Source organism: Lysobacter sp. CA196, from assembly GCF_052078695.1.
Taxonomy (GTDB): domain Bacteria; phylum Pseudomonadota; class Gammaproteobacteria; order Xanthomonadales; family Xanthomonadaceae; genus Lysobacter.
Map to the genome: position 1 here is coordinate 22,517 of NZ_JBQJIN010000018.1, position 25,700 is coordinate 48,216.

A 25,700-nucleotide genomic window follows, 5' to 3' on the forward strand; every position below is an offset into this window, starting at 1 on the left:
AATCGAAGGAGGGCGGAAACCGTATGTCGACCCAGCCGCCCTCCTCTCCGACCTGGTCGTTGTCCGACGAAGCGGTCGAATCGGTGACCACCTTGATTTCGCAGGCGCGCGATGGGCGCAGCGAAGCCTGGGACCGGGTGTACTCGTTGCTGTATCGCGAGTTGCACCAGATCGCTCGTTTCCAGTTGCGCCAGCGCCATCGCAGCGCGGCGGTGCAATCGCCGACCTCACTGATCAGCGCGGCCTGGCTCAAGCTCGCCGGCGCCGCCTCGACCGCCGAAAGCCGTTCGCAGTTGGTCTCGTTGATCGCTCACGCCATGCGCTTCGTGGTGCTGGACGAGGCCAAGAGCGTGCTCGCCGCGAAACGCGGCAGCGGTGTTGCCCCTGTCTCGCTCGCCGACAACAGCGACGAGGAACCTTCGGAAGCCGCACGAGCCGAACAACTGGTCCTGCTGAATCAGTCGCTGGAGTATCTGGCGCGCATCGACGCTCGATTGGTGAGGATCGTCGAGCTGCGCTACTTCGGCGGCCTCACCGACAAGGAAATCGGCACCTTGCTCGAGGTCAACGAGCGGACCGTGCGGCGCGACTGGCGCAGGGCGCGCGGTTTCCTGGTCGGCCATCTCGGTGGCGCCCTGGGTTCGATCGACTAGCGCTGCATAGCGACGCCGTCGTCGACTGCATCGACGTTCCCAGAATTGTCGGTTAGAAACGGCCGCTCAGAAGCGATCGGGATCGATCTTGCCGGTTTCGTCCAACTCTTCCAGCACCGACTTCGTCGTTATGGTCAGGAAGTGTTCCGGACCGAGTAAACGTTTCGACTCGGCCAGAGCCTCGTTCAACAATTGTCGCCCGGCTTCGCCCCGGCCCGCAGTCACCGCGATGATGCCGCGCGTCAACAAAACGTTGCAAAAGATGTAACGGGCCTTGGCCTTGGAAAACTGAGCCAGGATCTCAGGCTTGAGCTGCTGCAGGATCGCATCGGCCTCGACCGGATCACCTTGACGCATCTTCAGATAGGACTGGGTGAAGCGGGTGGACAGGTAAAGCGTGTGGCCACGCCCGTAGTAGCGCTCGACCTCGACCAGACACTCCTCGAGCAGATGCTCGGCGCGCTTCAAATCGTCGGGCCGTTTGCCATCGGTCAGGCGTCGTCCCAGCAGGATCTGCGCATAGGTCACTTGGAATTTTGCTTGGCGCGCGTCGGCGATCAAGGTTTCGAGCCGGACGATGCCTTCTTCGAGTAGCCGCGCGCGCTCTGCCTGGGGCAAGTTGCGTCCTGGGAACAACAAACGCTTGCTGAGGTCGGTGCGTACGCGCAATACCGCTTCGTGGGTCGGGCTATAAGCCCGGCTCAGGATCGCCTCGGCGCGCCGGATGTTCTTCAAACTGTTCTCGTACGTCCCGCCCTTGACGTCATAGACGAACGCAGCGATCTGCAGCGCTTCGGCGTATTCCGGATGTTGTTCGCCGTAGGTGTCGCGGATGATCCGCTCGCCGCGCGCGATCGAGGCCGCGCAAGCGTCGACCTGGGCCGCATTGCACTGGCTGTCCGCCAACACTACCCAGGCACGCCCGGTATCGGGATGGCGCTCGCCTAGCGTGCGGCGGCGGCTGTCGAGCAATTGCGCTGCCAGGCGCACCGACTCTTCGGTGCGTTCCAGTTGCACCAGCACTCGCACCAAAACCTGTCTGGCGTTGTTGGCCAGTTGCGGATGACGCGGCGCGGCCAACGCGATCGCCTTCTTCAGGTCGGCCTCGGCGGCGGCAAACAACGACAGGCGCAGGTTCCAGTAACCGCGGATCGTCAGCAGTTCCGCATGGGGTGCGGGGTCGCTATCGAGGTCGTGGCTCAGCAGCGCAAGCTCGCCGTCGAGTTCGCGCTTGGCTTGGTCGTACGAGCCCAGTTCCCAATGGCTGCGCGCGATTTCGGTCAGCAGGCGCAGACGCACTGGCGACTGTTCGTCGGCGCCTTCGAGCGTGCTCAGCGCCTCGCGCGCGACTTGCTGCGCTTCGTCATGGCGTGCCTGCAGGTTGAGCAGAGCGGCCAAGGTCGCCTGGGTATCGGCCGAGGGAGATTCGCCGCGATCGTGCAGGTCTGCGGCCTCGGAAACGAGCTCGAGGGCGTGGGGATATTCGCCGATCACTGCATAGCTTCGGGCCAGGGTCGAAAGCGCGCGCCCGAGCACCTTGGGCTGGTCTTGCAGCGATAGCGAACGCATCTGCTGCTCGGTGCGCTGCAGCAGCGCCTTCGAAGAAAACGTCGAATCGCTCAGACCCGACAAGGTGGCGTTACCGAGGGTTTCTTCGAACAACCGCGCGACCGCCTCGGTCGCCGCCGCTTCCTGGTCGGCGCGACGGTCCAGCCACGCGGCCGTGCCGATGCCGACCGCGCCCGACAGCAGCGCGACCGCCCCCAGGCTCGCCGCCATGCGATGCCGGCGCAGCAAGGTGAGGCTGCGATAGATCGCGCCGCCGGCGCGAGCCCGCACCGGACGTTGGTCCAGCCAACTGCTCAAGTCTTCGCGCAGGTCAGCGACACTGCGATAGCGCCGGCCGGGTTCTACCGCGACACAACGGGCGACGATCGCGTCGAGGTCGCCGGCCAGCCGCCGCGCCAGCGCCGCTTCGTTTTCCAAACCGCGTTTGCGGGCGGTGCCGGGCGCGGCGTTCAGCGCCATCGACTCCAGGTCCAGCGAACCGTCCGAATCGCCCGAACGCAACCCCGCCTGCGCCAACAGCGACACGAGGGGAACGCTGCCGCAGAGCAATCGACAGATCACCATGCCCAGCGAATAGATATCGGCGGCGACGCTCGGCGGCGCACCAGAAGCGATCAGCTCCGGTGCGGTATAGCCAGGCGAAATCGCGATCGCCGTGGTCCGTTCAGTGTCGCCCGCCAGTGCCGAGGACAGACCGAAATCGAGCAACTGCACCCGCCCTTCGTCGGTGACGAACAGATTCGAGGGCTTCAGGTCCTGATGCAGGATGCCGCGCTCGTGGGCATAGGCCAATGCGTCGCAGGCCTGCAAGGTCAACCGGATGCGTTTCTCCAGCGACGAACAGCGCGCGTCGCACCATTCGTCGATCGGCTCGCCTTCGACGTAGCGCATCGCGAACCACGGCTGCCCGCCCGGTTCGACGCCGCCGTCGAGCAAGGCGCCGATGCCGGGATGCTCCAGTTGCGCGAGGTTATGGCGCTCGGCCAGGAAGGCCTGCATCAACCCCGGCGAAGCCAGTTCGATGCGCGTGCACTTGAGCGCGACGCGCTGCTGGAACTGGCCGTCGTCGCGGTGCGCTTCGTAGACCGTGCCCATGCCGCCTTCGGCGATCCGGCGGTCGATCCGCGACGGCCCCAAGCGAGTGCCGATGCGCTCGTCGTTACGCAACGACGCGGCCGACGCTTCGTTCGGCTCCTGATCGAGAATCGCCGCCTGCAAAGGTTCGTCCAAGGGATGCCAGCCGGCGTCGGCCGCGATCAAGGCCAGCAACGCGGCATGGACTTCCGGATCGGTCCAGCGCAGTGTCTCCAAGGCGAGCGAGCGCCGTGCCGGAGGCATGTCGGCATATTCGTCGAACAGCGCCAAAGCACGGGCCAAAGTATGGCTCATGGCAGGCTTTCAGGAAGATGCGCGGACATCGTCGCCCCTTTACGAACGCACCAGTGCCGGCTGGCGCCCGTCACAGTCACTGTACGCCCAGGCCGGGGTCGGTTCGCCGGCGAATCCCGACGTTCCGCCGGCCAGGCCCCGATCGGCGCGAATCTGCGGGCGTCGGCGCGACGGAAGAGGGGAGCCCCCGCCCACGCGACATCCCGCAGCCGCAACTCTCGACCGGACCCGGCCGGCGCCCCCAGCACCGGACCGCCGCAGCGACAGAGGTCCGATGCTCCGCTTGGACGCTCCGCCACCGCGCTGCTCCGCCCTACCCTGACGCGCGAACGCACACGGCCCACCCGCTTCACTGTCGCGCATCGCCCGGCTTCGCCAGGCTTCGCGCTCATTGCACCGTGCAGTTCACGGTGGTGGTAACCGTGTCGCCGACCGCCATCGACCCCAGGGTTACGCCCATATCCAATTGCGCCAGGGTCAAACTCGACGCAGGACAGGCCGTGCCGGAGCACGCCGCCGGCGCGGAACAACTCAAGCGAGCGCGCGACGCGATCGGGTCGTGCAAGACCGCACCGGTCACTGCATCGGGCCCGCGATTGGTCACCACGACCGTGTAGGTCGTGGTCTGGCCGAGCGCGAGCGTGTCGTCGCTCTGATCATTCGGCCCAGCGACTGGCGTATTGGTCTTGCTGATGGTCAGGTCGGCCAGCGGCGCGCGGGTATTGCTGAACGTGCAAGTCAGGTCGTCGCCTGCGACCGGCGTTACGCTGAAACTCGTGCCGCTGCCGCTGGGCGTCTGTCCGCCAGCTCGCAGATTGGTGCAGGCGTAGCTGACCGTATAGTTGGCCAAGTCCGCGCCCGCAGCGCCGGTCTCCGACAAGGTGTAGGTCGCGCCGGACGTCGCCGGGTTCAACGACGCCTGGCCCGTCGCGGTCGTGTCGGTGCCGGTCGTCGTCGCCGTTGCCGGGCCACCGCTGCCGACGATGCTCAAGGCGAATTGATCGCCTGTCGCGAATCGCCCTTTGGGCAACGCCTTCTGCAGGCGCAGCACCGGCTGTCGGATGTTCGTGTAAGTGCAGACGATCGCTTTGCCGAGGTCGCCGTTGCCGATCAGTAAAGTGTTGCCCTGCTGTCCGTTCGTACCCGACAAGGCATTCGCGGTCGCTCCGCCGTTAGCCGTGCACGACAGCGTCGTGGTGTAACTCGCCAGGCTGCCGACCGACATGGTCTCGGCGGGCAAGCCGATGGTATTGCCCGGCATCACGCTGACCACGGCGCTGCTGGCCGCGGTCGGTGCGGTCGAGGAAAACGCTGCGGTGTTGTTGGTGCCGCCGGTCGTCGCACCGAGATTGGCGACATCGCCGGCAACGCTGCCGGCGCCCCAGCTCTTGGCGAGTTGCAAGGTCGGCGGCGGGGTGATGCCGATCATCATCGGTATGCCGTCGCCCGGATTTCCGTTGACGCTGGTTCCGGTGATCGCGAACGACAGGCTGCTGAGCAAACCGGCTCCGGTCACATCGACCGCCGCACAGCCGAAATTGGCGCCGCAACTGTTGAAATCGCTGCTGCCGCCCGACGCGGTCCACAGAACCGGGTTCGGCGCAACCAGGGTATTTCCGCCGGATATCGACGTATTGGTGGTGTGCGAGGTCGGCGTATCGAAGGCCAATCCGAAGCCGCCGTTGACCCGGAACGAATGCGAACTGCCGCTGGTGGTGCAGACCCCGTTGGTACAGCTGCTGGCGACCCCACCCATGTCGGTCAGATACAGAACCGGGGTCAACACCGGCCGGCTAAACGTGTAGGTCAAAGTACCGCAGGAACCGCTGGCGCAATTGATCGACAGGTCCCTCGCTGCGCCGTTCGGGATATACGAAGGCTGAGGGCCACCATAGATCGGCGTCGTGGTACTGCCCCAGGTCGGACCGCCGCTCAAGGTCGCCGTCACGACGATGCCGCTGGGCGTGGTGCCGCGTATCTGGGTGGCGCTGATCGTGGTCCACGAGGTCGGCATTTCCGAACCGACCGGGGTCGCAAACGCGGAGATCATGCCTGCCAGATAGATCGACACGACCGCGAAGAAAAACCGGGCCGGCGCAAGCGCGCACATGCCGGCCCACTGCGTCAGGCATCGACGCATTCCCGATAAGGCAGGGGCAAACGCCGGGCGCGATACGCCTCGTGCGCGACCGCCCTCGGCTTGAGCGATGACAGGCGAGCGCGATTGGGGGTAGATCGCGGCGACCGTTGTTTCGTCGTTGTTGCCTGCCATGCGTCGGAGTGCCTGAATGGATGGAAGAACCCGGTTGCCGCGACTGCCCTGTCGCAAGGCCGCGTTCGACCTGAAAGCCATCCACGCCCCTATCGAGGAAGTAGAAAATTGCCTGGCAAAGCGGACAGGCCGCAGCCAGCCGATTCACCGGGGATTCACCCTGGAGACAAGCCTCGTGCCTCACGGCACATTCGAATCGCCGCAGGATTGCGGTTCCGCAGGTCCGCGCTCGCTACGGTCGGCCGACCCGCAGGCGCCCAAACGCACAGAGCCCGGAATTCCGGGCTCTGTGCGTTTGGGCGCCTGCGTCGAAGGGCCGCGAGATGGCAACCGACCGATCAGGTCGCCGCAGTGACGTCGGCTTCGTTGCGGCGGCGCGACGGCCACAGCATGGTGATCAAGGTGATGCCGCCGAGCAGCCAGCTGTAGTGCACGTTGCCGACCAAAGCCAGCGGCGAGACCTGGCTCAAGGATGCGGCGAGCAAGATCTGCGCGCCGTACGGCAACACGCCCTGGGTCACGCAGGCAAAGATGTCGAGCACGCTCGCCGCGCGCGCCGGCGGTACGCCGTGCTGTTGGGCGACGTCGCGGGCGAGGCCGCCGCTGATCAGGATCGCGACCGTGTTGTTGGCGGTGAACACGTCGCTGGTCGCCGACAGCGCGGCGATGCTGATCTCGCCGGCGCGGCGGCTGCGATGGCCGCGCGCGAACTTGCCGATCACCTGCGCCAGCCAGGCCAGGCCGCCGGCGGCTTTCATCAACGCGCCCAGGCCGCCGACCAGCAACGACAGCAAGGTGATTTCAACCATGCTCTCGAAGCCGTCCCAGATGTGCGCGGTATAGGCGGCGAAGCCGAAGTCTTCGGCCAGGAATACGCCGAACAGACCGGCGATGACCAGGCCGATGCTGAGCACGATGATCACGTCGACGCCGGCGATGGCCAGGCCCAGCACCACCAGGTACGGCAGGATCAGCCACGGCGACACCGCATCGGGCGTGGTCACCGGCGCGGTTTCGCCGAGGAAGCCGAGCAGCACCAGGGTGCCGATCGCCGCCGGCAGCGCCAGCTTGAAGTTCTCGCGGAATTTCTCCCGCATCGTGCAGCCCTGGGTGCGGCTGGCGACGATCGCGGTGTCGGAAATCACCGACAGGTTGTCGCCGAAGGTCGCACCGCCGATCACCGCGCCGAGCACCAGCGCGCGATCCAGGCCGGAGGCGTCGGACACGCCGAGCGCGATCGGCGCGACCGCGGCGATCGTGCCCATCGAGGTGCCGAGCGACAGCGAAATGAAACCGGCGACCACGAACAGCGCCGGCAACAGCAGAGCCGGATGCACGTTGCCGACGCCGAGCGCGACGATCGCATCGACCGCGCCGATCGCCTTGGACACTTCGACGAAGCCGCCGGCGAGCAGGAAGATCAGGCACATCAGCACGACGTTGTGATCGCCCATGCCCGACAGCAGGGTCTCCAGCGGCTTGATCCCGCGGCGCCAGGCGATCAACGCCGCCAGCGCCAGCGCCGGCAGGATCGCGACCGGCGCATGCAGCTGGTAGAAGCCCATGGCGTCGCCGTGCGAGGTGAAATACAGCCCGGCCCCGAAGAACAGGGCCAGGAACACCAGCAGCGGCGTCAGCGCCCAGGCACTGGGGGACAGCGGAGCGCCGGGGCGGAGCGGTTGATTCATCGCTTCATCCGAATGGATTAGAAAACCTGGCGATTTTGCAGCGCAGCATCACGGATGTCGAGTGCTCGCGGTGGAATGCTGTGTCGGGGCCATGCTAGCGGGGATGCCGGGGGCCTGGCTTGCTCTTACCCGCTCTCCCGCAGGCACCCTGCGCTCACCCCGGCGCTCTCCTGCAAGCAGGAGAGGGAGAACAGCCCACGGAGGCTTCGTTCGCCGCGCTAATCCTGCGCTCCTGCACTGCGCTTGCCTTCTCCCGCTCGCGGGAGAAGGTGCCCGCAGGGCGGATGAGGGCGCCCCAAACGAAACGGGGCGCCCGAAGGCGCCCCGTTGGGTCTTGCGACGACCGGAGGCTCAGGCCGCGATGCGGCTCGCGATGGCCTTGGCGAACGACATCGTGTTGCCTTCGCCACCGAGGTCCGGGGTCAAGGAATCCTTGGCCTCGAGCGTGGCGATGATCGCCTCGCGCAGCGCGGTCGCCTTTTCCGGCTGGCCGAGGTGGTCGAGCATCTGCGCCGCGCCCAGCAGCAGGGCGCAGGGGTTGGCGATGCCTTTGCCGGCGATGTCCGGCGCCGAGCCGTGCACGGCTTCGAAGATCGCCGCGTCGGTGCCGATGTTGGCGCCCGGCGCGAGGCCGAGGCCGCCCACCAGACCGGCGCACAGGTCGGAGATGATGTCGCCGAACAGGTTGGTGGTGACGATGATGTCGAACTGCTCCGGACGCATCACCAACTGCATGCAGGTGTTGTCGACGATCATCTCGTTGCACTGGATGTCCGGATACTGCTGCGCCACTTCGCGCGCGGTCTTCAGGAACAGGCCCGAGGTCGACTTGAGGATGTTGGCCTTGTGCACGACCGTGACCTTCTTGCGGCCGGTGCGGCGCGCCAGGTCGAAGGCGTAGCGCACGATGCGATCGGAGCCGCGACGGGTGATCTTCTGGGTCAGCATCGCGGTCTCGCCGTCTTCCGACAGCGACTGGCCTTCGCCGATGTAGGCGCCTTCGGTGTTCTCGCGCACCGTGATCAGGTCCACGCCCGAGGGGAAACGCGACTTGGTGTTCGGGAACGACTTGGCCGGACGCACGTTGGCGTACAGGTCGAAGCGCTTGCGCAGCTCGACGTTGATCGAGCTGAAGCCCTCGCCGACCGGCGTGGTCAGCGGGCTCTTGAGGGCGATGCGGTTCTTGCGGATCGAGTCCATCGTCGCCGCCGGCAGCAGCTCGCCGTGCTTTTCCAGCGCGACCAGGCCGGCATCGGCGAATTCGTAGGACAGGCCCAGGTTCATCGTGTCGAGCACGTGCAGGGTGGCGTCCATGATCTCGGGGCCGATGCCGTCGCCACGGATGACCGTAATGGTTTGCGTCATGAGAATTTCCAGCTGTAGGGCGCGGCGCAAGCGGCGCGGCGCACGAGGTGTGAGCCCCGTAATTATGCCGGAAGCGGCTCCCCGCTGCATTCGGGGGAGTATTGGACCTTGGTCGGTGGCGGCGAGCGGCCCGATTCGGTGTGGCCGGCGGCACGACTCGGCGCAACGTTCCCGCGTTCAGCTACCGCCGCCCTGCCCCCTGGCCCCTTAGGGTAGGAGCGGCGCAAGCCGCGACCAACCGAAGAGGTGTACGCAAGCGCAGTTCCCCGAAGCCCAAAGCCCCGAGCGCTGTATACGAAAGACGGCCGCCGCCATCGCTGTGGTCGACCGCATGCCTCGTCCCAACGTCAGTCGCGGCTCACGCCGCTCCTACAGGGACAGCAACACCGATCAAGCGTGGTCGTGACCGGCCGGCGCCGCCGCTTCGCCCTGTTCGAGCTTGTCGAGGAAGTCGACCGCGCGGCGTAGGTGCGGGATCACGATCGAGCCGCCGACCACCAACCCGACCGAGAACGCTTCGAACATCTCGTCGCGATTGACCCCGGCTTGCTTGCACTGGGCGACGTGATAGCTGATGCAGTCGTCGCAACGCAGCACCATCGACGCGACCAGGCCGAGCAGTTCCTTGGTCTTCAGATCGAGCGCGCCGGGTTGGTAGGTCTGCGTGTCCAGGGCGAAGAAACGCCGCACGACCTGGTTCGGTTCGGCCAGGATGCGTTCGTTCATGCGCTTGCGGAAGGCAGTGAACTCGGCCACTCGGTCGCTTTCGCTGGGGGCGGCGGTGTCGTCGGTACGATCGTTACTCACACGAGCTCCTTCAAGGATGGGGTACGCGCTTGCCGTCCATGGCGATACTTTTCGGCTGCGGATCGTCCGGCCCGGCCATCCTTGGCCGGGCGTTCGCGATCGCAAGCGGCAGTGCCGCTTAAGCGCGCCCGCTCACCCCCGCGAGCAAGGGCTCCAGGCCGCCGGCGCGATGCAGGGCGATCATGTCGTCGTAGCCGCCGACGTGGGTCTGCCCGATGAAGATCTGCGGCACGCTGGTGCGCTTGGTCAGCGCCATCATCTTCTCGCGCTCGACCGGGTCCAGGTCGATGCGGACCTCGGTCCACTCCTGGCCCTTGCTCTTGAGGAAATTCTTCGCGGCGACGCAATACGGGCAAATCGCGGTGGTATAGATCACGATCGACGGCGGTTGGGGGGCGGTGTCGCTCAAAACGGTTCTCCTGCCTGAACTCTGGGGTGGTCCTGCGGTCGAATATGGATACGGCAGCGTGGAGTTTAAAGTTCGTCGATGGAACGCAGTCCCGTGCCGCCCAATACGCCAGCGTCGGGTTCAGCGCTCGACAACCTTGCCGCCCCATGGTCCCGGGGCGACCCCGAATGCGCCGATCGGGCGTTGAACCCTTGAGTTAACGACGCATTCACGCCGTCCCGCCGCCCGGGCGGCATCCTGCCATGCATCCGCCGCGAATGCCCCGCCCCCCGCTTCGTAACCCGCCGTCCGCAACCCGTCTTCCGCCCGCCTTCATCCGCCTGCCTTCATCCGCCTGGTTTCGAGGACTCACCGCTTGCGCCGCATCGCCCTGCTCACCGCCGCTGTCACCCTCGCCCTCGGCAGCGTCTGCGCGAGCGCGCAGGAATCCAAGCTGCCCGACATCGGCTCCTCGGCGGCGGAACTGCTGACGCCGGCCAAGCAACGCCAGTACGGCGCGATGATGCTGGCGCAGTTGCGCCACTACGACTATCTGCTCGAAGACCCGCTGATCGACAGCTGGCTCGACACCCTCGGCACCCGCCTCGCCGCCAACAGCGACAAGCCGACCCAGCCTTTCACCTTCTTCATGCTGCGCGAGCGCCAGATCAACGCCTTCGCCACTCTCGGCGGCTACATCGGCGTCAACTCCGGCCTGGTGCTGACCGCCGAACGCGAGGACGAGGTCGCCGCGGTGATCTCGCACGAAGTCGCCCACGTCACCCAGCAACACGTGCTGCGCGGGGTCGAGCGCGCCCAGCGCGATCAGTTGCCGATCCTGCTGGCGATGCTCGGCGCGATCGTCGCCGCGCAAAGCGCCGGCTCCAACTCGACCGACGACGCGACCATGGCCGCGATCACCTCGGGCCTGGGCCTGATGCAGCAGCGCCAGATCAACTACACCCGCTCCAACGAATCCGAGGCCGACCGCATCGGCATCCAGACCTTGTCGCGCAGTCACTACGACCCGACCGCGATGGCCGACTTCTTCGCCCGCATGCAGGTGGTGTCGCGCAGCAACGCCGCCAACTGGTACGGCGAGACACCCGACTATCTGATGACTCACCCGGTCACCACCACGCGCATCGGCGAAGCCAAGGAGCGCGCCGAACAGATCGCCGGCAAGAACAGCCTGACCGCGGTGACCTCGACACCGAACGCGACCCGGGTCGAACGCATCCCCAAGGCGCCGTTCACCCTGCCCGACAACGCCAGCGGCACCGACAACCCCTTGCTGCCGAGCGGGCTGAAGCTGCTCGACCAGTCGCTGACCTCGGGCAGCACCGGCGTGTTCGAATTCGCCCGCGAACGCCTGCGCGTGCTCAGCGCGGTCTCGCCGCGCGAAGCGGTGCGCGAGTACGAGCGCCTCGGCGGCGACAGCGACGCCCGCCGCTACGGCATGGCCCTGGCGCGGATGCGCGCCAACCAGCCCGGCGCGGCGGTGCCGGCGCTGACCGAATTGCTGCAGAAGCACCCCGGCCAGGTCTGGCTGACCCTGGCGCTGGCCGAGGCCGAGTCCCAGACCGGCAAGACCGCCGCCGCCGACGCCCGCTTCGAGGCCTTGTTGCGCCAGACCCCGAACAATCGCGCGATCGCCCTGGGCTATGCCAAGGTCCTGACCGACCGCAACACCCCGGCCGCCGGCCAGCGCGCCCAGGCGGTGCTGAGGCCGCTGTTCGGCCAGGGCGGCGACGACCCGTTGCTGCAACAGTTGTTCGCCCGCGCCTGCGAAATCGCCGGCGACTCGATCCGGGCCGGCGAGGCCTATGCCGAGGCCGCTTATCTGCGCGGCCGTCCGGAACAGGCGCTGGTCCAGCTGAACACGCTCAAGCGCAATCCGGACCTGGACTATTACGCCCGCGCCCGGATCGAGGCCCGCATCGCCGCGATCACCCCGACCGTGCTGGAACTCAAGCGCCAGGGCGTGCGCGATGAGGATCTGAAGCGGCGCTAGGGCGGGCTGCTGGGTCTGTGACAACGGCAAGAGCAAATCCCCCGCGCCGACAGTCGAGAACAGGCTTCGGGCCCTTCCGGGGCGCCGCCCCCTTTGTCAAAGGGGGCTAATTTCAGGGCCAGCCCGGACCGACTTCCGACCGCCATGGGCGTCGCCCCAGAGGCGGTGAACTCAGTGCCGCGCTGGGGATTTGGCCGGTCAGGCCGCCGCCCGCTTTGCCGAAGACAGCGAGTTTCAGTCCGCGCCGAAGGGCCGAGATCTCGGGGCGGCGCCGCCACGCCGCCGCCATCGCAGCGCCACGGCTCCGTCGCCGGGCCGCCATCTGCGGGGCGTCGATTTGCCGCTTGCCATCGCGATGTCATCTGAACGCCAAACTCCAGCGTCGTGCATTACGACGGTAACAGCGGCGAAAGCGCCGTCATTCCGAGCTAAGCGCCGTCCCGCCGGGAGATCGCGAAAACGTGCCCGGGAAGCGCGCCGCATCACAAAGCCGGCAATGCCGCCGGGGCCTTGTCATGGAGTAGTCATAAAACGGTAGTGTACTGGCGCCGTTTCAAGGACGAGCCCCCCGCCCTCCCCCTCGGTGACCGTGTGCAGAAGCGCATCCTGATAGTCGAAGACGAACCCGCCATCCGCGACATGGTGTCCTTTGCCCTGCGCAAGGGCGAATACGACCCTGTCCACGCCGGCGATGCCCGCGAGGCGCAAGCGGCGATCGCCGACCGCGTGCCCGACCTGATCCTGCTCGACTGGATGCTCCCGGGCACCAGCGGCCTGGAACTGGCCCGGCGCTGGCGCAAGGAATCGCTGACCCGCGAGATCCCGATCATCATGCTGACCGCGCGCGGCGAAGAGAATGACCGCGTCGGCGGCCTCGAAGCCGGGGTCGACGATTACGTGGTCAAACCCTTTTCGGCGCGCGAACTGCTGGCCCGCATCCGTGCGGTGCTGCGCCGCTCGCGCGAGGACGACGAGGACGGCAGCGTCGGCGTCGGTCCGCTGCGCATCGACGGCGCCGCCCACCGCGTGTTCGCCCACGGCGAAGGCGGCGACCAGCCGGTGCAGATCGGCCCGACCGAGTACCGATTGCTGCATTTCTTCATGACCCACCCCGAACGCGTGTACTCGCGCACCCAATTGCTCGATCACGTCTGGGGCGGCAGCGTCTATGTCGAGGAGCGCACCGTCGACGTGCACATCCGCCGCCTGCGCAAGACCCTCGAGCCGCATCACCTCGACGGCATGGTCCAGACCGTACGCGGCGCGGGGTATCGTTTTTCCGCCTCGCTCGCCGCGTAAGCTGGAGGTATGCCTCCCCGCGCACGCTCCGCCTGGTTCCGCACCCTCGGTCAGCTCGCCCTGATCCTGGTCGGCGCCGCCGTGCTCGGGGTGCTGATCGGCTATCCCTGGCCGGTCGTCACCTTCGCCGCGCTCGGCGTGGTCGCCTGGCATTACTGGCGGCTGCGCCGGGTGCTGATCCGCCTGACCGCGCGCCAGCGCCTCACCCCGCCGCTCGGCGAAGGCATCTGGAACGAACTCGACCGCCTGCTGCACCGCAGCCAGGCCGAAATGCGCGGGCGCAAACGCCGCCTGATCGAGATGCTGCGCGCCTATCGCGCCGCCGCGGCAGCGATGCCCGACGCGATCGTCGTGGTCGAACGCAACAGCCAGCGCATCCAGTGGTTCAACGAAGCCGCCAACGGCCTGTTCGGCCTGCGCTATCCGCGCGATATCGGTGCGCCGGTGGTGCAACGCCTGCAGCCGTTGCAGCTTGCGCATTGGCTGGCCTCGGGCCGCAACGCCGAGCCGCTCGAAGCGGCCTCGCCGTGGAACCCGGCGATCACCCTGAGCCTGCGCCTGATCCCGTACTCGGAAAACCTCTGGCTGCTGGTCGCGCGCGACGTCAGCCGCCTGCTGCAACTCGAACAGATGCGCCGCGACTTCGTCGCCAACGTCTCGCACGAACTGCGCACGCCGCTGACCGTGGTGCACGGCTATCTGGACTTACTCGACCCGGAAGAACACCCCGACTGGGCGCCGATGCTGGCCGAGATGCAGCGCCAGTCCCAGCGCATGACCCAATTGGTCGAAGACCTGCTGACCCTGTCGCGGCTGGAATCGCAGGACAGCCTGCCGGCCGCGGAAATCGTCGCGATGGCCTCGATGCTGTCCACGCTCAAGCGCGAAGCCAATGCGCTGAGCCAGGGCCGGCACGAGATCGCGATGGACGATCTGGCCGGGGTCGACCTGTTCGGTTCCAACAAGGAACTGCACAGCGCGTTCTCCAACCTGGTCAGCAATGCGATCCGCTACACCCCGGCCGGCGGCACCATCCGCATCCGCTTCCGCCCGGAAAGCACCGGCATCGCCAGCGGCGCCGTACTGGAAGTGGTCGACAGCGGCTACGGCATCCCGGCCGCGCACCTGCCGCGCATCACCGAGCGTTTCTACCGCGTCTCGACCAGCCGCTCGCGCGAAAGCGGCGGCACCGGCCTGGGCCTGTCGATCGTCAAGCACGTGCTGCACCTGCACCAGGCCCGGCTGGAGATCGCCAGCGAAGTCGGGCGCGGCAGCACGTTCGCCTGCCACTTCGGCGTCGACCGCATCCGCCGCCGCGACGCCTATAACGATGCATTCGCCGATACTCTCCCCGACGTACTGCCTTAGGAAATCTGCAGCAGCGCCATGAATGCGATGACGGAAACCCCGCTCGACACCGATCCGCTGCGCGACAGCGCCCTGTACTTCAACCGCGAACTGTCCCAGCTGGACTTCAATTTCCGCGTCCTGGCGCAAGCGCAGGACGCGCAGGTGCCGTTGCTGGAGCGCCTGAAGTATCTGTGCATCTCCTGCACCAACCTCGACGAATTCTTCGAGATCCGCGCCGGCACCATGCGTCATGCCCAGGACCTCGGCCTGGCGCCGGGCCCCGACGGCCTGGCGCCCGCCACGGTGCTCGCGCGCATCCACGACCGCGCCGCCGAACTGGTCAAGTCGCAATACGAATGCTGGAACGATGTGCTGCGCCCGGCGCTCAGCGATGCCGGGGTGCGCGTGCTCGGGCGCAACTCCTGGAATGCGCGCCAGACCCGCTGGCTGCGCGCCTACTTCCGCGACGAGATCATGCCGGTGCTGTCGCCGCTCGGGCTGGACCCGGCGCACCCGTTCCCGAAGATCCTCAACAAGTCGCTCAACATCGTCGTCGTGCTGAAGGGCAAGGACGCGTTCGGCCGCGCCGGCAACCTGGCCATCGTGCGCGCACCGCGCTCGCTGCCGCGCATCATCCAACTGCCCGAAAACGTCTCCGGCGGCAAGCACGACTTCGTGTTCCTGTCCTCGGTGCTGTCGACCTTCGTCGACGAGCTGTTCCCGGGCATGGAGGTCAAGGGCGCCTATCAATTCCGCGTGACCCGCAATTCCGAACTGCTGGTCGACGAGGAAGAAGTCGACAACATCGCCCTGGCCCTGCGCGACGAACTGATCGGCCGCGGCTACCTGCGCGCGGTGCGGCTGGAGATCGCCGAGCAGTGCCCGAAGCCGATCGTGCGCACCCTGCTGGAGAATTTCGACCTGCCCGAAAATGCGGTCTACCGCATCAACGGCCCGGTCAACCTCAACCGGGTGATCCAGGTGTACGACCTGGTCCACCGCCCCGAGCTGAAGTTCCCGGCTTACCAGCAGCGCGTGCTGCCGGGCGTGGACAGCATGTTCGACACCGTCGCCGACGGCGACGTGCTGCTGCACCACCCCTTCGATGCGTTCTCGCCGGTGCTGGAGCTGATTCGCCAGGCCGCCGAAGACCCGCACGTGTTGGCGATCAAGCAGACCCTGTACCGCGCCGGCAAGGATTCGCCGATCGTCGAGCAACTGGTCCAGGCCGCGCGCAACGGCAAGGACGTGACCGTGGTGGTCGAGCTGCGCGCGCGCTTCGACGAGGAAGCCAATCTCGGCCTCGCCGACCGCCTGCAGGAGGCCGGGGTGCAGGTCGTGTACGGTGTGGTCGGCTACAAGACCCACGCCAAGATGCTGCTGATCGTGCGTCGCGAGGGCCGTAAGCTGCGCCGCTACGTGCACCTGGGCACCGGCAATTACCACAGCGGCACCGCACGCGCCTACACCGACTTCGGCCTGATCACCGCCGATCCCGACATCGGCAACGACGTCCACCTGATCTTCCAGCAGCTGTCCGGGCTGGCGCCGTCGCTCAAGCTCAAGTGCCTGCTGCAGTCGCCGTTCACCCTCCACGCCGGCGTGCTCAAGCGCATCGACCGCGAAACCAAGCACGCCCGCGCCGGCAAACCGGCGCGCATCGTCGCCAAGATGAACGCCTTGAACGAACCGCAGGTGATCCGCGCGCTGTACCAGGCCTCGCAGGCCGGCGTGCAGATCGAGCTGATCGTGCGCGGCGCCTGCACCCTGCGTCCGGGCGTCGAAGGCATCTCCAACAACATCCGCGTGCGCTCGATCGTCGGCCGCTTCCTCGAGCACCATCGCGTCTACTGGTTCGCCAACGACGGTGCCCCGGACCTGTTCTGCTCCAGCGCCGACTGGCTCGAACGCAACCTGCTGCGCCGGGTCGAGACCGGTTTTCCGATCCTCGACCACGACCTGCGCGGCCGTGTTTTCGACGAGGCGCTGTCGAATTACCTCGCCGACAACCTCAACGCCTGGGAGCTGCAATCCGACGGTCGATATCTGCGTGTGGTGCCCGAGGAAGGCGCGATGCCCCACTCGGCACAGGCGACCCTGTTGGCCAAGTTGTGCGGATAAACGAAAATCCCGCACATGAACAATATTTTCCCGACCACCCGCCTGCCGCTCCAGGACGGCGACCTGCTCGCCGCCGTCGACCTGGGGTCGAACAGTTTCCACATGGTGGTCGCCCGCTACGTGCTCGGGCAGCTGCGCACCGTCGACCGGCTGCGCGAGACGGTACGCCTGGCCGAAGGCCTGGACCGCAAGGGCGGCCTCGCCCCTGAGGTTCGCCAGCGCGCCCTGGACTGCCTGTCGCGTTTCGGCCAGCGCATCCGCGACGTGCCGCCGCAACGCGTGCGCGCCCTCGCCACCAACACCGTGCGCCGGCTCGCCGCCCCGCAGGCCTTCCTGATGCCGGCCGAATCCGCGCTCGGCCACGCCATCGAAGTCGTGTCCGGCCGCGAAGAGGCCCGCCTGATCTACCTCGGCGTCGCCCACGCGCAGCCGTCCAAGCCCGGCGAACGCCGCCTGGTCATCGACATCGGCGGCGGCTCGACCGAATGCATCATCGGCAGCGGCTTCGAGGCGATCGAACGCGAAAGCCTGCAAGTCGGCTGCGTCGCCACCACCCGCCGCTTCTTCGAGAGCGGCAAGCTGTCGAAGAAGAAATGGCGCGATGCGCTGACCGAGGTCTCGGCCGAGTTCCAGCAATTCGCCGGTACCTACCGCTCGCTGGGCTGGCACGAGGCCCTGGGCGCGTCCGGCACCAACAAGGCCATCGGCGAGATCTGCGCGGCGATGAAACTGACCAAGGGTGCGGTGATCGCCGACGCCCTGCCGCACTTGCGCGACCGCCTGCTCGAGGCCGACCGCATCGACGAGATCGACCTGCCCGGCCTGTCGGCCGACCGCCGCCCGATCATCGCCGGCGGCATCCTGATCCTGGAAGCCGCGTTCAACGTGCTCGGTCTGCAGCGCATGGCGATCAGCAAGGCGGCGATGCGCGAAGGCGTGCTCTACGACATGCTCGGCCGCGGCGGCGCCGACGACCCGCGCGATGCCGCGGTCAAGGCCATGGTTAACCGCTACGGCATCGACGAGCAGCAGTCCGCGCGCGTCGAAGCGACCCTGCTGCGTCTGTTCGACCAGGTCGCCGAAAGCTGGCGCCTGGACGCCGACGACCGCCTGATGCTGCAGCGCGCCACACGCCTGCACGAACTCGGCCTGGCCATCGCCCACAGCCAATACCACGTGCACAGCTCCTACGTCATCGAGAACTCCGACATCTCCGGTTTCTCGCGCCAGCAGCAGCAATTCCTCGCCGCCCTCGTACGCACCCACCGCCGCGGCATCCCCAAGTCCGCCTTCGACGCTCTGCCCGACCGCCTGCTGTCGGCGGTGCGCCGCAGCTCGGCCCTGTTGCGCCTGGCGGTGCTGCTGCATCGCGCCCACGAATCCGATCCGATTCCCCAGCTCGACGCCCATGGCGACGGCAACACCCTGACCCTGACCGTCTCGCGTCGCTGGCTCGAATCCCGGCCGCTGATCCACGCCGACCTCGAAGGCGAGCCGCAGGATATGGCGGGGTTGGGGATTTCGTTGAAGTTGTTGGCGGCTTGAGGGGGTCGCGCGGCAGCGTAGCTGCGCTGTCGCCTTGCTGCTCCTATGACGCTGCCGCTCCCAGTCGCTTGCGTACCAGGGGTAGGAGCGGCGCGAGCCGCGACCAAGGGCCGCGCAAAGGCGACAACGCCGATGTCCATCATCGAAGCGGCGTACTTCCGCGGGGGTAGGAGCGGCACAAGCCGCGACCGCGCCGTAACGGGCTTGCGACGCATGGCTCACGCAAGATCTAGATCTAGATCAAACGCCAAAAGCTTCCGCCACTAAAGCGGCGGGTTACTTTCTTTTGTCTAAAGCAACAAAAGAAAGATAACCAAAGAAAAATGCTTCTCTTTGGATCACAAGCCCGCGCGCTCGTTGCCGACGCAGAGATTTTTCATACGGGACCTCCCTGTCCCGATGAAAAACGGCCTGCATCCCTGCAGGCCGCCCTTCGGGTCTTCGATGGCCTTCGCGAGTGCGAAGCGGCGCACGGCAACCTCAATGGCATAGCAACAGCAAGTCGTCGGAAATCGCAACCTCAACGGTTCGATCACGGTTGGAGCGGCGTTAGCCGCGACCACGGGACACGCAGAGACTGCATCGCCGCCGCCAATGATCGAGGCGGCGTCCCATCGCAGGGTAGGAGCGGCGCGAGCCGCGACCGTGAATTTCGGGCGGCGATGATCCGCAGATAGCGTCGGCCTAGCTGCCTTGACGTCAGCCTTGGCTCTGGCTTTGGCTTTGGCTTTGGCTTTGGCTTGGCGCGGCTATGAACTGGCGAGATCGTTGTAGACCCGGAGGGCGGCGCGCAGGGATGCGCGCCGTTTTTCATCGGGACAGGGATGTCCCGTATGAAAAATCCCCGCGGATGCACTGATCGTGCGGGCCCTTGACTCAAAGAGAAGCATTTTTCTTTGGTTACCTTTCTTTTGTTGCTTTAGACAAAAGAAAGTAACCCGCCGCTTTAGTGGCGGAAGCTTTTGGCGTTTGATCTTGATCTTGCTTGAGCGTCGCGCCGCAAGATCGAAACGGCGCGGTCGCGGCTTGCGCCGCTCCTACCCTGCGACAGTACGCCGCCCCGATCATTGGCGACGGCGTAAGTTTCTCTGCGCATCCCGCGGTCGCGGCTCACGTCGCTCCTACATAGGCGCCACGCAAGAAACGAACACAAAGCAGAGCCCCTCACCCCGCCGACCGCTGCGCCGCCTCGACCCGCAATTGCTTCGCCCTCACCAACACCGGCGGCGGGGTGATCTCCTCGGGAATGCGGAAGATCCCGATGCGCCGCAGCCACAGGCCGGGCCCGCGCGCCGAGGTCAGCGCCACCACCGGGATCGACACCAGCAGGCCGATGATCACCGGCGACATCCACGCCGCCAGCGGCGGCGACACCACATAGGCCATCGAGCCGATCAGCAGACCGAACAAGGTCAGGCCGCCGTAGCTGCGGATCAGCCCCGACAACGGCAGGCTGCCGTCGTCGCGACGCTGCGATTCCCAGCCCGAGTCCTTGCCCGACAACACCTCGGCGACGCCGCGCGACTGCACGTACATGGTGATCGGCGCCATCAACGCCGCCAGCAGGGTCTCCAGGATCATGCTGAAGAACGCACGGATCGCGCCGCCGCAGCCGCGCCGGGTGTTGCCGTCAAGCAACATGGTGATGAAACCCATCACTTTCGGCGTCAGCAATACCGCCATCGTCGCCACGAACACCCACAGCGCCCGCTCGGGGTCCTGGTCGCGCCAGTACGCGCTCGGCGAAAAGCCCGGCAGGCGCGCGCTTTCCCAATTGAAGAAGCCGGCCTTGTCGAGCGGAATCGCCAGGCCGATCAACATCATCACCGCCCACATCGGCGCGGTGAAGTAATGGCCGATGCCCATCAGCAGGTGCATGCGGCTGATCCAGTGCAGGCCCTTGGCCGGCAACACCGCGGTGTGCTGCAGGTTGCCCTGGCACCAGCGGCGGTCGCGCACCAGCATGTCGGTCAACGAGGGCGGGCCTTCCTCGTAGCTGCCGATCAGGCCCGGCAGCATATGCAGGGCCCAGCCGCCGCGACGCATCAGCGCCGCCTCGACGAAGTCGTGGCTCAACACCGTGCCGCCGAACGGCTTGCGGCCGCGCAGCTCCGGCAGGCCGGCGTGCTCGGCGAAGGCGCGAGTGCGGATGATGGCGTTGTGGCCCCAGTAGTTGCTCTCGGCGCCATGCCACCAGGCGATGCCGTAGGCGATCACCGGGCCGTATACGCGGCCGGCGAACTGCTGCATGCGCGCGAACAGGGTCTGGCCGTTGACGATCATCGGCAGGGTCTGGATCAGCGCCACGTCGGGATGGCGTTCCATCGCGCTCGACAGTTTCACGATGACCTCGCCGGTCATCAGGCTGTCGGCGTCGAGGATCAGCATCTGCGGATAGGCCGCGCCGAAGCGGCGCACCCACTCGGCGATATTGCCGGCCTTGCGTTCGGCGTTGTTCTTGCGCCGGCGATAGAAAATACGCTGCTGGCCGCCGGTGCGTTCGCGCAACGAATGGAAGGCGCGGATCTCGGCCTGGCGGATCGGTTCCTTGGTGGTGTCGCTGAGGATGAAGAAATCGAAGCGGTCGAGTTGGCCGGTGGCGGCCACCGATTCGTAGATCGCCTGCAAACCGGCCATCAGCCGCTCGGGGTCTTCGTTATAGGTCGGCACCAGCAAGGCAGTGCGCTGGCCCAGCGCCGGCAATTCGCCGCCCTGTTTCAAGCCCAGGCGCCAGCGCCGCCGCGACAGAATCAGGGCGAACCCGGCCAGCGAGCTGGTGAAAGCCAATGCGATCCAGGCGAACAAGGCCACGAACAGCAACAGCAGCACGCTTTCGAGCAGGTTCAATCCGCCGACGTAGAGCACGCGCAGGATGTGGTAAGCCGCTACCAGGGTCAGCAGCGCGGCGCCGCCGATCACGTACAGGCGGCGCAGGGCCATGCCCTTCGGCTCGCTCGGCAAGGTGTTGCCGGAACGTTCGCCGCTGCTCAGCGACTGCACCGGCATCGCCAGCGGCGATTCCGGGGGCAGCGCTTCGAACGGCACGGAGAGGGGTCGTTGCGGGGGAGCGACGGTTGAGTTCATGCAGTCCAACGATAAAGCCAGGTTTCGGAAAGGGGGCCGTCGCCGTCTTCGAGCACCGCGCGCAACTCGACCGAGCGGGCAGTGCCCGGTTCGAGTTCGAACGACATTCGCCAGCCGCCGGTGCCGGTGTTGGGATGGGCGATCGCATTGACGATGCGCCCGGCCGAGGCCCAGACCACTGCGCGCGGCTTGGCGTCGGCGGCGAGCTGGGCCAGGCGCCCGCCGTCGAGGTCGATGACGATCCGCCGCGCCGCGCCGTTGCCGGCGCCGATGCGGGTACGGCTCACCGTCGCCTGCGCCGGCTTCCAGGCGTGTTTCGCACACCAGTGCAGGCGGTAGGCGTAGCGGTGTTCGCGCCCGGCCGCGAGCGGCGCGCGCGGCCGCCAGAAGGCGACGATGTTGTCGTGGTATTCGTCGCCGGTCGGGATCTCGATCAGGTGCACCGCGCCCTCGCCCCAGTCGCCGACCGGCTCGACCCACAGGCTCGGGCGGCGCTCGTAATGCGCCTCGCTGTCGGCGTAATCGGCGAAGCCGCGCTTGCGCTGCATCAGGCCGAACGCGCGCGGGCGACGGTCCTGGAAGGCGCTTTCCTGCAAGGTCTTCGGATTGCGCAAGGGGCGCCAAATCTGTTCGCCAGCGCCGTTGTGCAGGGCCAGACCATCGGAGTCGTGCACCGCCGGGCGGAAGTCGTCGACGCCGACCCGGTCGGTGGCGTCGAAGTGGTACATGCTGGTCAGCGGCGCGATGCCGACCCGGTCGAGGGCGACGCGCGGGTAGAGGCGCAACTGCGTGTCGAACACCGTTTCGGTGCCGGGCGTGATCGCGAAGCGCATCGCCCCGGCCACGCTCGGGCTGTCCATCAGCGCGTGCACGACGATCTGCTTGGCGCCGGCGGTGGGCTGCTCGATCCAGAAGCCGGTGAACACTGGGAACTCTTCGCTGTTGCCGGCGCCGGTGTTCAGCGCCAGGCCGCGCGCCGACAGTCCGTACAGCAGGTCCTTGGCGACCGCGCGGAAATAGCTCGCACCGAGGAAGGCGCAGACCTCGTCGAAGTAATCGCCGTGGTTGATCGGCGCGTGCACGCGGAAGCCGGCGAAACCCAGGTCGTCCTGGGTCGGCTTCGGCGCGCTGCCGAAACTGAACATCTGCGGCCGGTACACCACCGGCGTGGCGATGCCGCCATGCACGCGGTGAATGTCCACCCGATGCTTGAACAAGAACGCACGATGGAAAAACTGCAACTGAAACGGCAGGCCCTCGGCTTTCCATAAGGCCTGCTTGGGGTCGAAACGAATATCGCGGAAGCTGTCGTACTTGATCCGCGCCAACGCCTCGGGCAAGTCGGCATCGGCCGGCCGATAGGGCTTGGCCGCCAGCGCGCGCGCCAGGCCCGGCACGGTGGCGGCATCGAAGGCCCGCCCGGGACCGGTCGCAGCCAGCGCCGACCACGGCAGCCCGCCCCCGGCCAGGCCGGCCAGCGGCAGGGACAGCCCGGCCTTGATCAATTCGCGTCGGTGCACACGCCACCTTCGGAGAGGGTAAACCGGGCGATTGTAGGGATCGGGTTGTTAACACTCCGGAACATGGCCGCTGCATGACGGCATTGACTCGTGGGTTTCAAGCGCCGAAGGCACGGCAAAATGCCGATTCGGTCACATGAACGCGGCCGCTGCTCCGACGTCACCGCCCTGTCATCGCCCCGCCACGGCCGGGACATGGATCGCGCCCAGGCTTGCCCAAACCGGGAGCCGCGCATGCGCTACGCGATCGTCACCGAGACCTATCCGCCGGAAATCAACGGTGTCGCCCTGACCGTGCAGGGTCTGGAGCAGGGTCTGCGTGCGCGTGGCCACGAGGTCGGGCTGGTGCGCCCGCGCCAGCACGGCGAAGCCCAGGACGGCGCCGCCCACGAATTGCTGGTCAAGGGCCTGCCGCTGCCGCGCTACCCGGGCCTGCGCTTCGGCCTGCCCTGCGTCGCACGCCTGAGCGAGGCCTGGAGCGCCCACCGCCCCGATGCGATCTACGTCGCCACCGAAGGCCCGCTCGGCTGGTCGGCGCTGCGCGCTGCGCGGCGCCTGCGCATCCCGGCGGCCACCGGCTTCCACACCCGCTTCGACGAGTACATGCGCGACTACGGCGCACCGTTCCTGGTCGGCACCGCCCTGCGCTGGATGCGCCGCTTCCATAACGGCGCCGACGCCACCCTGGTGCCCACGCGCGAACTCGCCGAGTTCCTGCGCGGCCAGGGCTTCGAGGACGTGGTGCGGCTGCCGCGCGCGGTCGACACGGTGTTGTTCGACCCCAGCCGCCGTCGCGCCGAACTGCGCCGCGAATGGGGCCTGGACGAGAACGGCCTGGCCGCGATCTACGTCGGTCGCATCGCCGCCGAAAAGAACCTCGAACTGGCCGTGCGCGCGTTCCGCTCCCTGCAGCATTTGCGCCCTGAAGCGCGCTTCGTCTGGGTCGGCGACGGCCCGGCGCGCGAGAAGCTGCAGCGCGACAACCCGGACTTCATCTTCTGCGGGCTCAAGCGCGGCGAGACCTTGGCCGAGCATTTCGCCAGCGGCGACCTGTTCCTGTTTCCGAGCCACAGCGAGACCTTCGGCAACGTCACCCTGGAAGCCATGGCCAGCGGCGTGCCCACGATCGCCTTCGATTACGGCGCCGCCCACGAACACCTGCGCGACGGCGTCCACGGCGCGGCGATCGCCGACGGCGACGACGCCGGATTCGTCGCCGCGACGGTGCGCATCGGCAGCGAGGACGCCTTGCGCGCGGGAATGTCCCGCGCAGGCCGCGAAGCGATCAGCGGCCTGCGCCCGGAACAGGTCGCGGCCGACTTCGACGCCTTGTTGCATGGCCTGGCCGATCGCAACCCGCACAACCGCACGACCCGCCGCATCAACGACGAAAGCAAACCGACCCAGGAGGTCGTATGAACCGGCTGCCGTTGCGCAAACGTTTGATCGCCGGCGAGTCCGGCTGGTGCCTGCGCGCCAATCGCCTCGGCGAACGCAGCGGTTCGCGCGCCTACTTCGCCGCGGTCAGCCGCCTCGGCGACGGCGTGTTCTGGTACGCGCTGATGGCCGCGTTGATCCTGGTCGACGGCTACGACGGCCTGCGCGCCTCGGCGCATTTGGCCGCAACCGGGGTAATCGCGTTGGCGCTGTACAAGTTGCTCAAGCGCTGGACCCGCCGCCCACGCCCGTTTGCCTCCGACCAACGCATCCACGCCTGGGTGGCGCCGCTGGACGAGTTCAGCTTCCCGTCCGGCCACACCTTGCACGCGGTCGCCTTCAGCCTGGTGGCGATGGCGCATTACCCGATGCTGACGTGGTTGCTGATCCCGTTCACCGCGAGCGTCGCCGCATCGCGCGTGGTGCTGGGCCTGCACTATCCCAGCGACGTACTGGCCGCGACGGTGATCGGATCGAGCCTGGCCGGAGTTTCGCTATGGCTGGTGCCGGGGGTTTCGTTGTTCGGTTGAGGGTGGCGACCTGATCGGTTGCATCGACAGCGACAGCGCGCTGGTCTCGCCCGTAGCCTGCGCACCAAGGGTAGGAGCGGCGCAAGCCGCGACCGCGTTCGTTCGGCGGCCGGCGCCGGTTACGGAATCATCCGACAGATGGTGCTGTCTTGCGTTGCCGTTGCCGTTGCCGTTGCCGTTGCCGTTGCCGTTGCCGTTGCCGTTGCCGTTGCCGTTGCCGTTGCCGTTGCCGTTGCCGAGATTTTGATCTACTTGGCTTTGTAGCTTTTCCGGTCAATTGAAGACCCGTAGGGCGGCCCGCATGGATGCGGGCCGTGCGCAAGCAGGCCATGGATGGCCTGTCTGGAGCATCCCTGCGTCGGCAACGATCGCGCGGGCTTGTGCCCTTGCAAGGAGAGCCCTTTTCTTTGGTTACCTTTGACCGAAGGAACTCCCTGTGGGACTTTTGGGCTTAGCAAAAGAAAGTAACCCGGCCGCGTCAGCGGGCGGAAGCTTTGCACTTGCTTGATCGAAACGCCGGAGGCCGTCAGAACGTGGTCGCGACTTGCGTCGCTCCTACTCTAGAAGCGGCGACCACGGCGCCTCAACCTCGCGCCGCTCCCGGCTGGAGCCAGGGTAGGAGCGGCGCAAGCCGCGACATCGTTGTTGCGGTCTCGCTTCGGATCGACC

Annotated in this window: 16 protein-coding genes; 8 read left to right on the plus strand and 8 right to left on the minus strand. The window is 67.1% G+C overall.

Features of this window, described 5'->3' with window-relative positions:
• The first annotated feature begins 23 nt into the window (after positions 1-23).
• Positions 24-653 carry an ECF-type sigma factor gene (locus tag ACTOWK_RS15780; RefSeq protein WP_441331070.1) on the plus strand — a complete coding sequence of 210 codons (630 nt, stop codon included), beginning with the start codon at positions 24-26 and terminating at the stop codon, positions 651-653.
• A 66-nt stretch (positions 654-719) separates the two neighbouring features.
• On the opposite strand, the gene ACTOWK_RS15785 is transcribed toward ACTOWK_RS15780, so the two are convergent.
• The 6 genes from ACTOWK_RS15785 to grxC form a co-directional block, all read right to left on the minus strand.
• Positions 720-3,611 (minus strand): protein kinase domain-containing protein, encoded by a 2,892-nt coding sequence (locus tag ACTOWK_RS15785; protein WP_441331071.1) that lies wholly within the window; start codon positions 3,609-3,611, stop codon positions 720-722.
• 388 nt (positions 3,612-3,999) lie between these two features.
• Positions 4,000-5,721 (minus strand): prealbumin-like fold domain-containing protein, encoded by a 1,722-nt coding sequence (locus ACTOWK_RS15790; RefSeq protein ID WP_441331072.1) that lies wholly within the window; start codon positions 5,719-5,721, stop codon positions 4,000-4,002.
• A 500-nt stretch (positions 5,722-6,221) separates the two neighbouring features.
• Positions 6,222-7,571: a Na+/H+ antiporter NhaC family protein gene (locus tag ACTOWK_RS15795; RefSeq protein ID WP_441331073.1), complete on the minus strand. Its 1,350-nt coding sequence runs from the start codon at positions 7,569-7,571 to the stop codon at positions 6,222-6,224.
• A gap of 351 nt (positions 7,572-7,922) precedes the next feature.
• Entirely contained in the window at positions 7,923-8,936 is a 1,014-nt protein-coding gene (locus ACTOWK_RS15800; protein WP_441331074.1) for an isocitrate dehydrogenase, read from the minus strand.
• Between the two features lie 390 nt (positions 8,937-9,326).
• On the minus strand, positions 9,327-9,662 hold the full coding sequence (locus ACTOWK_RS15805) for a carboxymuconolactone decarboxylase family protein (protein ID WP_441331132.1): 336 nt from the start codon (positions 9,660-9,662) through the stop codon (positions 9,327-9,329).
• Positions 9,663-9,861: 199 nt separating this feature from the next.
• A complete protein-coding gene (grxC, locus tag ACTOWK_RS15810) occupies positions 9,862-10,152 on the minus strand; it encodes a glutaredoxin 3 (protein ID WP_441331075.1) in 291 nt (96 codons plus the stop codon).
• A 355-nt stretch (positions 10,153-10,507) separates the two neighbouring features.
• On the opposite strand from grxC, the gene ACTOWK_RS15815 reads away from it, so the two are divergent.
• The 5 genes from ACTOWK_RS15815 (at position 10,508) to ppx (ending at position 18,460) form a co-directional block, all read left to right on the plus strand.
• Positions 10,508-12,145 (plus strand): M48 family metalloprotease, encoded by a 1,638-nt coding sequence (locus tag ACTOWK_RS15815; protein ID WP_441331076.1) that lies wholly within the window; start codon positions 10,508-10,510, stop codon positions 12,143-12,145.
• Positions 12,146-12,736: 591 nt separating this feature from the next.
• Positions 12,737-13,444 (plus strand): phosphate regulon transcriptional regulator PhoB, encoded by a 708-nt coding sequence (phoB, locus tag ACTOWK_RS15820; RefSeq protein WP_031373561.1) that lies wholly within the window; start codon positions 12,737-12,739, stop codon positions 13,442-13,444.
• 9 nt (positions 13,445-13,453) lie between these two features.
• Positions 13,454-14,812 (plus strand): phosphate regulon sensor histidine kinase PhoR, encoded by a 1,359-nt coding sequence (gene phoR, locus ACTOWK_RS15825; RefSeq protein WP_441331077.1) that lies wholly within the window; start codon positions 13,454-13,456, stop codon positions 14,810-14,812.
• An 18-nt stretch (positions 14,813-14,830) separates the two neighbouring features.
• Positions 14,831-16,915, plus strand: coding sequence for a polyphosphate kinase 1 (ppk1, locus tag ACTOWK_RS15830; protein WP_441331078.1), 2,085 nt, complete (start codon positions 14,831-14,833; stop codon positions 16,913-16,915).
• 15 nt (positions 16,916-16,930) lie between these two features.
• Complete coding sequence (gene ppx, locus ACTOWK_RS15835; protein WP_441331079.1) at positions 16,931-18,460, plus strand: exopolyphosphatase; 1,530 nt, start codon at positions 16,931-16,933, stop codon at positions 18,458-18,460.
• A gap of 1,164 nt (positions 18,461-19,624) precedes the next feature.
• On the opposite strand, the gene mdoH is transcribed toward ppx, so the two are convergent.
• Both mdoH and ACTOWK_RS15845 read right to left on the minus strand, forming a co-directional pair.
• Entirely contained in the window at positions 19,625-21,544 is a 1,920-nt protein-coding gene (gene mdoH / locus ACTOWK_RS15840) for a glucans biosynthesis glucosyltransferase MdoH (RefSeq protein WP_441331080.1), read from the minus strand.
• A complete protein-coding gene (locus tag ACTOWK_RS15845; protein ID WP_441331081.1) occupies positions 21,541-23,064 on the minus strand; it encodes a glucan biosynthesis protein in 1,524 nt (507 codons plus the stop codon). Before ACTOWK_RS15845 ends, mdoH begins: the two co-directional genes overlap by 4 nt.
• Positions 23,065-23,298: 234 nt before the next feature.
• Here ACTOWK_RS15845 and ACTOWK_RS15850 point away from each other — a divergent pair, with 234 nt between their 5' ends.
• Positions 23,299-24,483 carry a glycosyltransferase family 4 protein gene (locus tag ACTOWK_RS15850; protein WP_441331082.1) on the plus strand — a complete coding sequence of 395 codons (1,185 nt, stop codon included), beginning with the start codon at positions 23,299-23,301 and terminating at the stop codon, positions 24,481-24,483.
• Positions 24,480-25,031 carry a phosphatase PAP2 family protein gene (locus ACTOWK_RS15855; RefSeq protein WP_441331083.1) on the plus strand — a complete coding sequence of 184 codons (552 nt, stop codon included), beginning with the start codon at positions 24,480-24,482 and terminating at the stop codon, positions 25,029-25,031. Before ACTOWK_RS15850 ends, ACTOWK_RS15855 begins: the two co-directional genes overlap by 4 nt.
• Positions 25,032-25,700: the final 669 nt, after the last annotated feature.